The sequence below is a fragment of the Nocardioides sp. LS1 genome, from assembly GCF_003865225.1.
Taxonomy (GTDB): Bacteria; Actinomycetota; Actinomycetes; order Propionibacteriales; family Nocardioidaceae; genus Nocardioides; species Nocardioides ginsengisegetis.
The window spans coordinates 1939846-1954955 of sequence record NZ_BIFF01000002.1; the positions used below are offsets into that span (position 1 = coordinate 1939846).

Sequence of the window (15110 nt, forward strand, 5' to 3'; positions counted from 1 at the left end):
TGGCTGTGCTGGTGGTGGGGTGTGTTGGGTGTGGTCGTGTAGAAGCAATTAATTCTAGTCTTTGTAGTTTTTGTTGAGTGTTTGTGAGACAAGCTATGAAGGGCACATGGTGGATGCCTTGGCATCAAGAGCCGATGAAGGACGTAGGAGCCTGCGATAAGCCCTGGGGAGTTGGCAACCGAGCTGTGATCCGGGGATTTCCGAATGGGGAAACCCAGCTGGAGTCATGTCCAGTTACCCGCGCCTGAATATATAGGGCGTGTGGAGGGAACGTGGGGAAGTGAAACATCTCAGTACCCACAGGAAGAGAAAACAAAAGTGATTCCGAGAGTAGTGGCGAGCGAAATCGGAAGAGGCTAAACCTCATGCGTGTGATAGCCGGCAGGCGTTGCGTGTGGGGGGTCGTGGGACCGCTTTGATCATTCTGCCGAGTGGTCGGACAGTAAGAAATCACAGGTGAAGTTGAAGTCCATTGGAAAGTGGCGCCGTAGAGGGTGATAGCCCCGTAAGTGTAAGTCTGTGACTGTCGAGCGGTATCCCAAGTAACACGGAACCCCTGAAATTCCGTGTGAATCTGGCGGGACCACCCGTTAAGCCTAAATACTCCTTGATGACCGATAGCGGACAAGTACCGTGAGGGAAAGGTGAAAAGTACCCCTGGCGGGGAGTGAAATAGTACCTGAAACCGTGTGCCTACAATCCGTCGGAGCCTTACACGTAAGTGGGGGTGACGGCGTGCCTTTTGAAGAATGAGCCTGCGAGTTTGCGTTGTGTTGCGAGGTTAACCCGTGTGGGGAAGCCGTAGCGAAAGCGAGTCCGAATAGGGCGTTTGAGTAGCACGATCAAGACCCGAAGCGAAGTGATCTATCCATGGGCAGGTTGAAGCGCGGGTAAGACCGCGTGGAGGACCGAACCCACTTAGGTTGAAAACTGAGGGGATGACCTGTGGATAGGGGTGAAAGGCCAATCAAACTTCGTGATAGCTGGTTCTCCCCGAAATGCATTTAGGTGCAGCGTCACGTGTTTCTTGCCGGAGGTAGAGCACTGGATAGCTAATGGGCCCTACAAGGTTACTGACGTTAGCCAAACTCCGAATGCCGGTAAGTGAGAGCGTGGCAGTGAGACTGCGGGGGATAAGCTCCGTAGTTTCGGAAAGGGAAACAGCCCAGACCATCAGCTAAGGCCCCTAAGCGGTGACTAAGTGGAAAAGGATGTGGAGTCGCAGTGACAACCAGGAGGTTGGCTTGGAAGCAGCCACCCTTGAAAGAGTGCGTAATAGCTCACTGGTCAAGTGATTCCGCGCCGACAATGTAGCGGGGCTCAAGTCATCCGCCGAAGCTATGGCATTCATGCGTTAGCCAAGCCGCCCCTTGAGGGTTGGTTCAGGTGCGTGGATGGGTAGGGGAGCGTCGTGTGGGGGGTGAAGCGGCGGAGTGATCCAGCCGTGGACGCCACACGAGTGAGAATGYAGGCATGARWAGCGAATGAGGAGTGAGAAACTCCTCCGCCGAATGATCAAGGGTTCCAGGGTCAAGCTAATCTGCCCTGGGTAAGTCGGGACCTAAGGCGAGGCCGACAGGCGTAGTCGATGGACAACGGGTTGATATTCCCGTACCGGCAAAGTAGCGCCCATGACGAACCTGGTGATGCTAACCATCCGAAACCACGTTTAGCGATCCCTTCGGGGTGAGCGGATGTGGCAGAGCGTGGGACCCGAACTGGTAGTAGTCAAGCGATGGGGTGACGCAGGAAGGTAGTCCAACCGTACCGATGGTTGTGTACGGCTAAGCATGTAGGGCGAGATCTAGGCAAATCCGGATCTCTGACTTTGATGTCGAGCTTGAGATGTGATGGGGAGCCCGTATGGGTGAAGTGGATGATCCTATGCTGTCGAGAAAAACCTCTAGCGAGCTATGCGCCGCCCGTACCCCAAACCGACTCAGGTGATCAGGTAGAGAATACCAAGGCGATCGAGATAACCATGGTTAAGGAACTCGGCAAAATGCCCCCGTAACTTCGGGAGAAGGGGGGCCCGGATCGTGTACCCACTTGCTGGGGAAGCGTGAAGGGCCGCAGAGACCAGGCCCAAGCGACTGTTTACTAAAAACACAGGTCCGTGCGAAGTTGTAAGACGATGTATACGGACTGACTCCTGCCCGGTGCTGGAAGGTTAAGGGGACGGGTCAGCTCTTTGAGCGAAGCTCAGAACTTAAGCCCCAGTAAACGGCGGTGGTAACTATAACCATCCTAAGGTAGCGAAATTCCTTGTCGGGTAAGTTCCGACCTGCACGAATGGAGTAACGACTTGGGCGCTGTCTCAACCGTGGACTCGGCGAAATTGCACTACGAGTAAAGATGCTCGTTACGCGCGGCAGGACGGAAAGACCCCGGGACCTTTACTATAGTTTGGTATTGGTGTTTGGTTCGGCTTGTGTAGGATAGGTGGGAGACTGTGAAGCATTCACGCCAGTGTTTGTGGAGTCAACGTTGAAATACCACTCTGGTCGTACTAGATGTCTAACCTAGGTCCATTATCTGGATCAGGGACAGTGCCTGATGGGTAGTTTAACTGGGGCGGTTGCCTCCTAAAATGTAACGGAGGCGCTCAAAGGTTCCCTCAGCCTGGTTGGCAATCAGGTGTTGAGTGTAAGTGCACAAGGGAGCTTGACTGTGAGACAGACATGTCGAGCAGGGACGAAAGTCGGAACTAGTGATCCGGCGCCAGCAGGTGGAAGCGGCGTCGCTCAACGGATAAAAGGTACCCCGGGGATAACAGGCTGATCTTCCCCAAGAGTCCATATCGACGGGATGGTTTGGCACCTCGATGTCGGCTCGTCGCATCCTGGGGCTGGAGTAGGTCCCAAGGGTTGGGCTGTTCGCCCATTAAAGCGGCACGCGAGCTGGGTTTAGAACGTCGTGAGACAGTTCGGTCCCTATCCGCCGCGCGCGCAGGAAACTTGAGAAAGGCTGTCCCTAGTACGAGAGGACCGGGATGGACGAACCTCTGGTGTGCCAGTTGTTCCGCCAGGAGCACGGCTGGTTGGCTACGTTCGGAAGTGATAACCGCTGAATGCATCTAAGCGGGAAGCACGTTTCAAGATGAGGTTTCCCACCACGTAAGTGGGTAAGGCCCCCAGCAGAACACTGGGTTGATAGGCCGGAGGTGTACAGCAGCAATGCCCAGCCGACCGGTACTAATAGGCCGAGGGCTTGTCTTACACTCACTTTACTGAAACCACAACGACTAACAATTGTTAGCTGCTGCGATGTTCGCGTCCACGAATCAGATCACGCTGGAGAGAGATCTCCGCGTAGATCCACATGCAAGACCCAACAAAATGAATGGCTTGGAGACCAGTCAACCGGTGAACGTTCCCGGGGCTGGTCACCGCAAGAGTTACGGCGGCCATAGCGAAAGGGAAACACCCGGTCCCATCCCGAACCCGGAAGTTAAGCCTTTCAGCGCCGATGGTACTGCAACCGAGAGGCTGTGGGAGAGTAGGACGCCGCCGGACATACACTTCGTAGAGGCCACCGCAAGGTGGCCTCTACGCTATTTCAGGGGTAGTCGTTTCTGTCCCGTACGAGAGGTGAAGAGTCGTGGCCGAGGATCGTCGTAACGAGCGTCCCGCACGTGGCGGAGGCCGTCCGTCGTCGGGCGGCCGCAGCGGAGGGGCGCCCTCCGGCCGCGGAGCATCGGGAGGCCAGGGCCGCCCGTCGCGTCCCGCCGGCAAGGACTCGCGGCCGGTCGGCAAGGACTCCCGCCCCAGCCGCGGTGGTGAGCGCCCGGACCGTCGCGACGACCGCCGCGACGACCGCAAGGACTCTCGCGGCAGCGACCGCCGCGACAACAGCCGGGGCGGTGACCGCCCCGGTCGCAAGAACGACTGGAAGCGGCCCGTCGACAAGCAGGAGTCGCGCACCGAGGCGCAGGCCCGCTACGACGGACCCGAGCTGCCCGAGGAGATCACCGGCAAGGAGCTCGACCGCTCCATCACCGGCCAGCTCAAGGGCCTGCCGGAGAAGCTGGCCGCTCGCGTGGCCCGCCACCTGGCCGCCGCCGGCACCCTGATCGACGACGACCCGGAGACGGCCTACCAGCACACGCTGGCCGCCCGTTCGCGTGCGCCGCGACTCGCGGTGGTCCGCGAGGCGACAGGCGAGGCGGCGTACGCCGCGGGTCACTACGCCGAGGCGCTCGCGGAGCTGCGTGCGGCCAAGCGGATGAACGGCGCCACCGAGTACCTCCCGATCATGGCCGACTGCCACCGAGCGTTGGGCCACCCCGAGCAGGCGCTCAAGCTGGCCAAGAGCCCGTCCGTGGCCAACTTCGTCCCCGAGGCGAAGGCGGAGATGACCCTGGTCGAGGCCGGCGCCCGCCGCGACATGGGGCAGCTGGACGCCGCGCTCCGCACGCTCGAGCTCGCACCGCTGATGTCCAAGAGCCGTGCCTCCTGGGTCGTCCGCCTGCGCTACGCCTACGCCGACATCCTCGAGGCGGCCGGTCGCGAGAACGACGCGCTGATGTGGTTCCACCGCACCCACGCGATCGACAGCGACGAGATCACCGACGCCGCCGACCGTGCCGAGGCCCTGGAGAAGAAGCAGGCCTGACCCGGCAACCAACCGGGGACTTCTCTCGTCCCACCGAGGATTGAGCACCCGCCCGGGCGGGCAGGGTGCCTGAGCGTCGCGTCGAGCCTTGACCGCCGTGCAGGTGGCAGGGTCTACTGCCCACTCAGCCTCGAGGAGGTCGGATGCTGCGGTTTTCGGGAGCCGGAGTCAGTGACGTGGGCCGCGTGCGGCCGCACAACGAGGACTCGGCGTTCGTCGGTCCCTACGTCGCGCTCGTCGCCGACGGTGTCGGGGGAGCGGTGGCGGGTGAGGTCGCGTCGGCCACCACGGCGTACGTCGTCAGCGCGACCGCCCTGGCCCGTTTCGGCCACGACCTCGAGAGCATCGTCCGCGAGGCGTTCGCGGCGACGGTGGAGAACCTCCGGCTCGGCGTGCGCCAGGACCCTGAGCGCGACGGGATGGCGACCACCGCCACCGCCGTGGTCTGCGACGGGACGCGCGTGCTGCTCGCCCACGTGGGTGACTCTCGCGCCTATCTCTTCCGCGACGGCGCCCTGTCCCAGCTCTCCCACGACCACACGTGGGTGCAGCACATGGTCGACAGCGGCCAGCTGTCTGCTTCGGCAGCCCGGCGACACCCGTGGCGCAACGTCGTGCTGCGATCGCTCGACGGCAACCCTGCGGTGCCGCCGGCCGAGGTGGACGTGGTGGACCTCGACATCCGGCCCGGCGACCGCCTGCTGCTCTGCAGCGACGGGCTCACCGACCTGGTGACCGACCTGAGGATCGCCGAGGTGCTCTTCCTCGACGACCCGCACTCCGCCGCCGCCGTGCTCACCCAGTCGGCGCTGGTCGCCGGGGGCAAGGACAACATCACCTGCGTGGTGCTCGACGTGGTCGACGGCCCCTTGGTCGTCGGCGACGGTGCGCTGCTCGGCGCGGTGCGCGACCTGGTCAACGTGGTGGACCCCGGAGCGGTCCGGTTCGTCTGAGAGTGCCCAGCGGCCGGGATGACCTCCCCCGGATGTAACTCCGTGTCACACTCGGCCGCATGGTCGACGTCAAGCGTCCCGCCCTCGAGGGCAGTGTTGCCGTGCGCGGCGGCCGCCGGCTGAGCTTCGCCGAGTACGGCTCGCCCCGCGGCCCCGCGATCGTGTGGATGCACGGCACCCCCGGCGCCCGACGGCAGATCCCGCTCGAGGCGCGGGCCCACGCCGAGCGCCACGGCCTGCGGATCATCGGGATCGACCGTCCCGGCATCGGCTCCTCGACGCCGCACCTCTACTCCGACGTCCTCGACTGGACCGGTGACCTCGAGATCCTGCTCGACGCGCTGGCCGTCGACACGGTCCGGTTGATCGGTCTCAGCGGCGGTGGCCCCTACGTGCTGGCGGCGGGCGCTGCCCTGCCCGACCGGGTCCACGGGGTCGGGGTGCTCGGCGGGGTCGCTCCGACCCGCGGGGTCGACGCCGCGGACGGCGGGGTCATCCAGCTCGCGGTGTGGGCCGCTCCCCTCCTCCGGGTGGCGCGGGTGCCGCTCGGCGTGGCCCTGACCCAGGCGATCCGGCTGGTGCGTCCGCTGGCCGGGCCGGGCCTCGACCTCTACGCCGCCCTCCAGCCACCCGGCGACCGCAACCTGCTGTCGCGGCCGGAGTTCAAGGCGATGTTCCTCGACGACCTGCTCAACGGCAGCCGCTTCCAGACCTCGGCGCCGCTCAACGACCTGCTGCTGTTCACGCGTCACTGGGGCTTCACGGCCGCCGACGTGCGGGTCCCGGTGCGGTGGTGGCACGGCGACGACGACCACATCGTGCCGTTCCGGCACGGGCAGCACCTGGTCGACCGACTGCCGGACGCCACCATGAGCGTGATCGACGGCGAGAGCCACCTCGGCGGGCTCGGCATCGCCGAGCACGTGATCTCGACATTGATGGACCTCGGGCCGCGGCGCGCAGCCGCCAGCGGCTGAGCCGGGGTCAGGCGCGCAGTCGCCCGAGCTCCGCCGCGACGTTGGCGCGGGCCGTCGCCTCCCAGCGTTCGCGGGCGTGGGCTGTGTGGAAGAGATGTGGCTTGGCCAGCAGGTCGGCCAGGATCGCGGCACGGCCCTCGCGGAACGCATCGTCGGCCACGTGGGCGTACTCCTCCCGGATCGCGGTGGCGTACTCCGCGTAGCGCTGCGGCGCCGCGGCGAGGATCGCCAGGTCGGCGTCGGAGAGGGCGCAGCCGTCGGGGTCGTCGTCCGCGGGGCGGTGGGTCTCGGTCATCCGGACCAGGCGGCCGACCTCGGTCGCGACCGTCGCGGGCACGCCTGCTTCCGGCAGGGCGCTCTCGGCCCACCGCGCCGAGCGTTCCTCGGCGCCGGGCTGCCCGTCGTACACCGCGTCGTGGAACCACGCGGCCAGCAGGACTGCGAGCCGGTCGAAGGACTCACCGCCGGCCTCGAGCTCGTCGAGGCGGGTGCAGACCTCCGCGAGGTGGCGCACGTCGTGGTAGCTGCGGCCCGGCTCGGACCAGGCCGCGACCAGCCGGTCACGCAGGTCGGAGGCGGTGGCCAGCGGCCACCAGTCCGTGAGGTCCCCGGGGTTCAGGAGCCGTCCGAGGGGTAGCAGAGGGTGGCGCCGGCCTGGTCGTCGGCGGGTGCATGACGCATCTCCAGGGCGTCCATGTCCGTCTGCATCCCGTGGGTGACCGAGATGTCGCCGACCGACGTGCGCTTGAAGTTGCAGTAGTTGTCGCCCTGGTACCAGCCACCCGTCGCCACCACGGTGAGGCCGTCCTGGGTGTCGAGCTGTCCCGCGAAGGTGAACAGGCCGTTGTCGTTGGTCGTGTCCTGGCCGATCTTGTTGCCCGAAGCGTCGTAGAGGCTCACGGGCACTTTGGCGATCGGGATCGACGGGTCCTCGTAGTCGACGACGATGCCGGTGATCCAGGCGCCGCGCTGGGTCCACTTGAAGGTGCTCGCGAGGTCGGCTCCACCGGCCTTGACGTAGCCGCCGACGACTGAGCCAGTCCGCGCGAGGTAGTTGCCGACGCCGGGTGCGACCAGCTTGTACCGACCGGGGTACAGCCCCTGGAACGTCACGGATCCGCCCCCGGCCCTTGCCGTCCAGAACTGGCCGCTGGCCTTGCTCACCACGGTCACGTAGAAGCGTCCGCCCATCGGCTTCCCGTCCGGCTTGAACAGGCTGACGAGCAGGCTACCGCCCTTGGTCTTGAGGTTGATTCCGAGGTTGCGGACCTCCGGGCGCTTCATCTTCGGCACCCACAGGCTCTTGGCCACCCACGTCTGGTCGCGGTCGAACGTGAAGAGCGAGTAGTTGCCGTCGGGTAGGCCGCCAAGCGCAAACTGTCCCTGGCTGTTGGCCTTGGTCTCGTAGGACTGCTGGTTGGCGTTGGCCGCGACGATCCGGGCCCCCCTGAGCACGTGGCCGCCGCCCCGGGCGACGCCCGTGATCGCTGCGCCGCGGCGCATCTTCACATCGTGCTGCACGGGCAGTCCTGAGGGGACGGTCACCTGGATGTCGCTGGGCGCGTACTTGGTGACGTCGTAGGACGGGCGCAGGTCGACGAACTGCAGGTGGTAGGTGCCGGGGGCAAGCGACAGGCGATAGATGTCACTGTCGAGCTTTCGCTGGCCGAGGTACTTCCAGTGGTTGTCGAACCACAGGACCTTGACCCTCAATTTCCCCTGTTGGGTCGCGATGACCCGACCGACGGCAGTTCCGTTGTCTGCTGTGGCGGGCGAGACCCCCACGAGCACCAGCGACGCCAGGAGGCCGACGAGCACCAGCAGGACGGCGCCGGCGCGGCGGGCGAGGAAGGACATGGGAGGACTCCGAGGTGGGGCGTCGGGACCCCACGGCACCCGATCGGCCCCCACATCGTAGGTCGCGGACTCGGGCCGCGACCGCAAGATCTCTTCAGGAATCCTGCAAGGCGGGAGCGCCGAGCTCCTCGGGCAGCGGCTGGGTGTGGCACACGACCAGCGAGGTGACAGCCCGGGTCAGGCACACGTAGAGCCGACGCAGGCCGGTCACCCGGTCGTGCTCGCCGGCCACGATCGCCTCGGGCTCGACGAGCACGACGTGGTCGAACTCCAGGCCCTTGGCCAGGCTGGCCGGCACCAGGTCGAGGTGGGCGTCGACGTCCCCCTCCTCGCCGAGCAGCGTGTGCACGATCCCGGCCTCGCCGAGCGCCGCGGCGAGGGAGGACACGGCGGCGTCGGGGACGATGAGCCCCACGCTGCCCTCGCGGGCCACGGCCGCCCGGACGGCCTCGACGGGGTCGCGGTCGACGACCTCGAGGTCGCCGCGCGAGCGGCGCACGGACGTGGGGGGCTCGAGGTCGGGGGCGATGTGGGGGAGCAGGCGGGCGGCGTACTCGATCACCTCGCCGGGCACGCGGAAGCCGCGGGTGAGCTGCTCGATGTGGGCGTCGGGCTTGCCGAGGTGGCCGAGCGCCTCGGCCCAGGAGCGGGTCGCCCACGGCGTGGTGGCCTGGGCGAGGTCGCCGAGGACGGTGAGCGAGCCGGTGGACGAGCGCCGGGCCAGCGCCCGCAGCATCATCGGCGAGAGGTCCTGGGCCTCGTCGGCCACGATGTGCGCGACCGAGGGCGTCCGCTCGACCAGGTCGGCGGCCTCGTCGAGGAGGACGGTGTCGGCCAGCGACCAGCGGGCCGACCCCGGTGCCTTGCTCGGCCTGTCCCACAGCAGGGCGGCCTGCTCGTCGGCGTCGAGGATCCCGTCGGCGGCCGCCGCGAGGAAGCCGGCGTCGGCGAGCAGCCGGTGCACGAGCCGGGCCGGATCGACGGCCGGCCAGAGCTGGTTGGCGTAGTCCTTGACCGGCTTGCTGCGCGCGACGGCGTTCTGGACGCGGTCGTCGGGGGAGTCCCCGGCGAGCTCCATCCTGACCAGCACCTGGTGGGCCAGCGACTGCGGGACCATCGCCCGCGCGGCGCCGTACCGGACACCGCGGGCGCGCAGCGAGGCCACCAGCTCCTCGGCCTCGTAGCTCGCGACCCGCCAGCGCCGGGCCCCGCGGGGGACGACGAGGCCCTCGGTCGGCGGGCGGAGGTGGGACCACAGGGCGCGGTGCAGGACCTCGGCCATCCGGGCGTCGCCCTTGAGCGTCGCCACCGCGGCGGAGTCCTCACCGCGGACGGGGCGGCGCTCGGAGACCAGCTCTTCGATGGTGGCCTGCTTCGCGTCGATCTCGCCGAGCGCCGGCAGCACGTCGCGGATGTAGCGCAGGAAGCTGGCGTTGGGACCGACGACCAGGACGCCCTGGCGGGTCAGCTGCTCACGGTGGGCGTAGAGCAGGAACGCCGCCCGGTGCAGGCCGACGGCCGTCTTGCCGGTGCCCGGCGCACCCTGCACGCAGATCGACAGGGACAGGTCGGAGCGCACGATGACGTCCTGCTCGGGCTGGATCGTCGCGACGATGTCGCGCATCGGCCCGACGCGCGGCCGCTCGATCTCCGCCTCGAGGATCGCGGAGTAGTCCTCGGCCTCGCCACCGGCCAGGTCCTCGTCCTCGTACGCCGTGAGGCGGCCGTGCTGGTAGCCGTAGCGACGCCGGAGCCCGACCCCCATCGGCTCGGTCCTCGAGGCCCGGTAGAACGGCAAGCTCACCGGCGCCCGCCAGTCGATGACCATCGGCTCGCCGGAGGGGTCGGAGATGTGCCGGCGCCCGATGTGGAACGACTCCCCGTCGTCGGAGCCGAAGTCGAGGCGGCCGAAGAAGAGCGGGATCGTCGGGTCGTCGGCGAGCTGCTTCATCCGGAGCGCGAAGGTCGACTCGAGGTACTCCCGGCTCACCCAGTCGCCGGCGGCGGCCGAGTCCATGGACTCGGTGCGCTCGCGCATCCGCGTCAGCTGCCGCCGGGACTCCGCGAGGTGGGCCTGCTCGGCGAGGAGCTCGGGGTCGACGGGCGGGTCGGCGGACATGCGGGAACCTCCGCGGTCGCGGTCGTGGGTGGGGGGACCGTGACGCTAACAGGTCGGCGCGGCGAGGGTCACCGGGTTTGCTGCAGCGCCTGGACGTCCTCGCGTGCCGGCGACATGGCCCACCGGATCGTCGAGGTCGCGGCGGTGCCGAGTGCGCGGACGACGGTGCGCTCCGACACGGGCAGCCAGGGCAGCCGCAGCGGCCGCCGGCTCCACCGCGGCATCAGCCCGATGGCGGCGGCCACCAGCACGGCGTACGGCGCCCGCGCGGCCAGCGGGAGCGGCGGCTTGAGGACGACGTGTGCGACCGCCTCGCGGGCAGCCGGCGTGCCGCGCAGCTCGGGCCGGAAGGCGGCCATCACCGCGGCGAGCTCCGCCTCGGTCGTCGGCGGGTCCACCACGCCGAGGCGGCGCGCCACCTCGGCGGCCTGGGCGACGTAGGTGTCGCGCTCCGCCTGGTCGAGCGGGTGCCGGCCGTAGACCTGGTGGGCGATCAGGAAGCTCTCGACCTCGGCCGCGTGCACCCACGCGAGCAGGTGCGGGTCGGAGGCGGCGTACGGCGTCCCGTCGGGCATCGTGCCGGTCACCCGCTCGTGGATGGCACGGACCGCGGCGACGGCCCGCTCGGCGTCGTCGGCGGTGCCGAAGGTGGTGACGGCGAGGAAGCGGCTGGTGCGGGCCAGCCGGCCCCACATGTCGCCGCGGTAGCCGGAGTGGTCGGAGACCGCCTGCATGGCCGCCGGGTGCAGCGTCTGCAGCAGGATCGCGCGGATGCCGCCGACGAACATCGACGCGTCGCCGTGGACCCGGGTGATCGGGCTGCCGGGCTCGAACCAGCGCGGGCCGGGGCGGCCGTGGATGCGCTCGCGGTGCACGGCGCCGTCGGGGCCGGCGACGCGCAGGAACAGGGCGTGGCCGAGCCGCTCGCGTGCGGTGCGCACGGCACCCAGCCCCGGGGGAGTCACACCGCCATCCTGACCGATGGGGCCAAGGACCGGGTCCCGGGCGAGCCCGTCCGGGTCATTGACCGTGGTGGAAGGCCCCGAACATGCTGGTCCTGCTAGCGAACCACGAGGGAGGCGCCATGGCCTGGACGCTGCAGGGGACGTACTTCGAGAACTGCTCGTGCGACATGGTGTGCCCGTGCACCACGTCCGGGCTGACGAGACCCGCCGACCAGGAACGCTGCCGGGTGGTGCTCGCCTTCCACGTCGACCGGGGTGAGGTCGACGGCCTGGACGTCGGCGACCGGACGGTGGTGGTCGTCGCCGACACCCCGCAGGTGATGGCCGAGGGCAACTGGCGCCTCGGCGTCGTCATGGACGCGAAGGCCTCGGCCGAGCAGGCGTCGGCGCTGGGAGCCGTGTTCGGCGGGCAGGCGGGTGGCCCGATGGCGGGCCTGGCGCCGTTGGTCGGCGAGATGATGGGGATGGAGACCGCCGCCATCGAGTACGTCGACGACGGCCGACGGCACTCGCTGCACGTGGGCGACCTCATCGACATCGAGATCGAGGACTTCGTCGCGCCGCAGCTGCTGCCGGACGGTGACGTCGAGATGCTCACCGGGATGTTCCACCCGGCCAACTCCACGCTGACGGTGGCGAGCGCGACGCGTTCCCGGGTCTCGGTGTTCGGGCTGGACTTCGCCAACGAGGGCAAGAACGGGCACAGCGCGCCCTTCTCCTGGTCAGCCTGAGCGATGGCCTCGCCCACGGTGCCCGCCTCCGCACCGACGCTGAGGCAGGTGACGCTGTCGTCCTCGCTCCTGTTCCTCGCCGCGGCCGTCGGCTGGGTGGGCGTGGTCCAGGTCGCCCCGGAGATGCGGGGGATGCCGGGCACGATGGGGCTCTCGTTCGGCGGGTTCGTGCTGGTCTGGGGCCTGATGATGGCGGCGATGATGCTGCCGACCGTGGCCCCCTTCGCCGCACTCTGGACGCGCACGCTCACCGGCAACCGCTCCGCGCGGGTGGCCGAGCTCGCCGCCGGCTACCTGCTGGTGTGGACGCTGGCCGGCCTCCCGGCGTACGTCCTGGTCCGGGTCGGCGGCGACCTCGCCGCCCACCGCCCGAACGCCGCCCGCGTGGTCGCGGTGGTGGCGCTCGCGGCGGCCGGCGCCTACCAGCTCACGCCCCTGAAGGAGCGCTGCCTCGCCCGCTGCCGCTCGCCGCTGGGCTACCTCTTCAAGTACGGCGGCTACCGGGGGCGGCTGCGCGAGCTGCGGGTCGGCCTCGACCACGGCGCGATCTGCCTGGGCTGCTGCTGGGCGCTGATGGTCGTGCTCATCGTGGTCGGCCTGATGAACCCGGTCGCGATGCTGGTCCTGACCGCGGTCGTGCTCGTCGAGAAGACCTGGACCTGGGGGCAGCGGTTCAGCCGCGTGGTGGGCGTCCTCGCGCTGGGGCTGGCCCTGGCTGTCGCCTTCCGGCCGGCGCTGGCCGCAGGGCTCTACGAGGCCCCGGACCTGGGCGGCGCGCCGATGATGGGCGCCCCGGCCGTCCGCTGACCGGGCCGGTCAGGAGGTCCAGGTGCGTAGCCAGATGGTGTGCTCGGACTTCGCCAGCGTCTCGAGGGTCTCCTCGGGGAGCGGCTCGGTCGCGTCGGTGACGACGTACCCCTGCTCGCCGCGCGTGGAGAGGTACTGCGCGCGCACGTTGACGCCGTGGTCGGCGAGCAGCTGGTTGACCCCGGCGAGCACGCCGGGGACGTTCACGTGGAGGTAGCCGACCCGGAAGCCCTCGGTCAGCTCGGGGGCCTGCGCCTCCGGGAGGTTGACCGTCAGTGCCGTGCTGCCGCCCAGCGCGAAGCCGGCGAGCTTGGTGGCGACGAAGTAGCCGATCTCCTCCTGGGCCTCCTGGGTGGAGCCGCCGACGTGCGGGGTGAGGATGACGTTGTCGAGGCCGCGGAGGGCCGACTCGAACTCGTCGCCCTGCGCCTTGGGCTCGACCGGGAACACGTCGAGGGCGGCGCCGGCGATGTGGCCGGACAGGATGTGCTCGCGCAGCGAGACGTCGTCGACGACCATGCCGCGGGCGGCGTTGATGAACAGGCTCCGCGGCTTCATCTTGGCGAACTGCTCGGCGCCGAACAGGCCCGCGTTGCCGGGCCGGCCGTCGACGTGGAGGCTGACGACGTCGGCCTCGGCGAGCAGGTCGTCGAGCGTGGCGGTGCTGCGGGCATTGCCGTGAGCGAGGCGGTCGGCGGTGTCGAAGAAGATGACCCGCATGCCGAGCGCCTCGGCGAGGTTGGACAGCTGGGTGCCGATGTTGCCGTAGCCGACGATGCCGAGCGTGCGGCCGCGCACCTCGTGGCTGCCCTTGGCCGACTTGTCCCAGACGCCGTCGTGCATGCGCTGGGTCTTCTCCGGCAGGCGCCGGGCCAGCGCGATGATCTCGCCGATCACGAGCTCCACGACGCTGCGGGTGTTGGAGTAGGGCGCGTTGAAGACCGCGACGCCGCGGGCCGCGGCCGCGTCGAGGTCGACCTGGTTGGTGCCGATGCAGAAGCAGCCGACGGCGAGCAGGTCGGGGGCGCTGTCCAGGACCCGCTGGGTGACCTTGGTGTTGGACCGGATGCCGAGCATCGCGACGCCCTCGGACAGGGCGTGGACGAGCTCGTCCTCGCTGAGGGAGCCGGCGCGCAGCTCGACCTCGAAGCCGCGGGCCTCCAGGACCTCGACGGCGAGCGGATGGATGTTCTCGAGCAGCAGCACCTTCACGGTCGCCAGCCTAGGTGGGATGCGCGGCCGCCCCGATATCGCGACGACGGACGGACACCTGCTGGGGCACCATCGAGGATGTGCACCCCGACGCCTTCCACGCCCTCGCCCGGTCCTCGCCGTGGCGCTGGACGGCCGTGCACCTGCGGCACCGGTCGTCGTGGGCGGGGACGGTCGAGGCCTGGTTGACGAGGCCCGACGGGGTGCGGCTCGTGGGACCCGACGGCAGCCCGGTGGCCCGGAACGTCTTCGGGCAGACGGATCGCCCGAGCGGCCCGTGGTCGCCGCCGGCCGGGGCGACGTTCCGCCCGGACGGGCTGGTGGCCACGCGCCCGGGCGACTCGACGTACGCCGCGTGCGAGCACGGTGACGGGCTCTACTGGCACAACTACTCGTGGCTGGCGATGCTCGACCCGGTCGAGCTGTCGCACCACGTCGACGCGTCGGACGTGCGGGTCGTCGAGGTGGCCGGTCGCGAGGCGTGGGCGGCGCGGCTGGTGCCGCGGCTCGGCTACGACCCGCGGTGCGGCGGCAACTGCTGCGAGCTGCTCTGGTCGGAGGCCGGTCTGCGGGCGGACTTCCCGTCCGACGACGACGTGCCAGCGGCCTGGCGCGGGCGCGACTACCCGTCGGCGTACGACGTCGCGTTGGACGCTGTCACCGGCATCGTGGTCCGCAGCCACCCCGTCGGCGGGACCGGTGCGCCCTGGCTGGAGAACGACATCGTGTCCTCCTCCTGACCGTCGGGTCGGCGCTCCTGCCGGTGACTCGGCGCCCGCGCGCGTGGCCGACCGTCTCCCGGCGTCAGGGACCCTCGCTTCGCTCAGTCCGCTGCGCGGCGGCCTGCGGCCGTCCTGGACTCCGGGACCCGGACG

At 68.7% G+C, this 15110-nt stretch carries 11 protein-coding genes and 2 rRNA genes; 8 read left to right on the plus strand and 5 right to left on the minus strand.

Annotated elements, in window-relative coordinates:
• Positions 1 to 86: 86 nt before the first annotated feature.
• The 5 genes from EJF31_RS13960 to EJF31_RS13980 all read left to right on the plus strand — a co-directional run bounded on the left by EJF31_RS13960 (position 87) and on the right by EJF31_RS13980 (position 6544).
• A 23S ribosomal RNA gene (locus EJF31_RS13960) occupies positions 87 to 3218 on the plus strand.
• Positions 3219 to 3398: 180 nt separating this feature from the next.
• Positions 3399 to 3515 (plus strand): 5S ribosomal RNA (rrf, locus tag EJF31_RS13965).
• An 85-nt stretch (positions 3516 to 3600) separates the two neighbouring features.
• Positions 3601 to 4614, plus strand: coding sequence for a tetratricopeptide repeat protein (locus tag EJF31_RS13970; protein ID WP_125037602.1), 1014 nt, complete (start codon positions 3601 to 3603; stop codon positions 4612 to 4614).
• 143 nt (positions 4615 to 4757) lie between these two features.
• On the plus strand, positions 4758 to 5567 hold the full coding sequence (locus EJF31_RS13975; RefSeq protein WP_125037603.1) for a PP2C family serine/threonine-protein phosphatase: 810 nt from the start codon (positions 4758 to 4760) through the stop codon (positions 5565 to 5567).
• A 59-nt stretch (positions 5568 to 5626) separates the two neighbouring features.
• Positions 5627 to 6544 (plus strand): alpha/beta fold hydrolase, encoded by a 918-nt coding sequence (locus EJF31_RS13980; RefSeq protein ID WP_125037604.1) that lies wholly within the window; start codon positions 5627 to 5629, stop codon positions 6542 to 6544.
• Between the two features lie 7 nt (positions 6545 to 6551).
• On the opposite strand, the gene EJF31_RS13985 is transcribed toward EJF31_RS13980, so the two are convergent.
• The 4 genes from EJF31_RS13985 to EJF31_RS14000 all read right to left on the minus strand — a co-directional run bounded on the left by EJF31_RS13985 (position 6552) and on the right by EJF31_RS14000 (position 11485).
• The gene (locus EJF31_RS13985; protein WP_260430840.1) at positions 6552 to 7058 is read right to left on the minus strand and encodes a hypothetical protein; all 507 of its coding nucleotides are present in this window, start codon (positions 7056 to 7058) and stop codon (positions 6552 to 6554) included.
• Positions 7059 to 7159: 101 nt separating this feature from the next.
• Positions 7160 to 8401, minus strand: a complete 1242-nt coding sequence (locus tag EJF31_RS13990) for a collagen binding domain-containing protein (RefSeq protein ID WP_125037605.1) — start codon at positions 8399 to 8401, stop codon at positions 7160 to 7162.
• Between the two features lie 94 nt (positions 8402 to 8495).
• Positions 8496 to 10520, minus strand: coding sequence for an ATP-binding domain-containing protein (locus EJF31_RS13995; RefSeq protein WP_125037606.1), 2025 nt, complete (start codon positions 10518 to 10520; stop codon positions 8496 to 8498).
• 68 nt (positions 10521 to 10588) lie between these two features.
• Complete coding sequence (locus EJF31_RS14000; RefSeq protein ID WP_260430841.1) at positions 10589 to 11485, minus strand: oxygenase MpaB family protein; 897 nt, start codon at positions 11483 to 11485, stop codon at positions 10589 to 10591.
• Positions 11486 to 11604: 119 nt separating this feature from the next.
• Here EJF31_RS14000 and EJF31_RS14005 point away from each other — a divergent pair, with 119 nt between their 5' ends.
• A complete protein-coding gene (locus tag EJF31_RS14005; protein ID WP_125037607.1) occupies positions 11605 to 12216 on the plus strand; it encodes a DUF1326 domain-containing protein in 612 nt (203 codons plus the stop codon).
• Between the two features lie 48 nt (positions 12217 to 12264).
• Entirely contained in the window at positions 12265 to 13023 is a 759-nt protein-coding gene (locus EJF31_RS14010) for a DUF2182 domain-containing protein (protein ID WP_221767544.1), read from the plus strand.
• 9 nt (positions 13024 to 13032) lie between these two features.
• Here EJF31_RS14010 and serA read toward each other — a convergent pair whose 3' ends face one another.
• Positions 13033 to 14235 carry a phosphoglycerate dehydrogenase gene (gene serA / locus EJF31_RS14015; protein WP_125037609.1) on the minus strand — a complete coding sequence of 401 codons (1203 nt, stop codon included), beginning with the start codon at positions 14233 to 14235 and terminating at the stop codon, positions 13033 to 13035.
• Positions 14236 to 14315: 80 nt separating this feature from the next.
• Between serA and EJF31_RS14020 the strand changes: the two genes are divergently transcribed.
• A complete protein-coding gene (locus tag EJF31_RS14020) occupies positions 14316 to 14975 on the plus strand; it encodes a hypothetical protein (RefSeq protein WP_125037610.1) in 660 nt (219 codons plus the stop codon).
• The last annotated feature ends 135 nt before the right edge of the window (positions 14976 to 15110 follow it).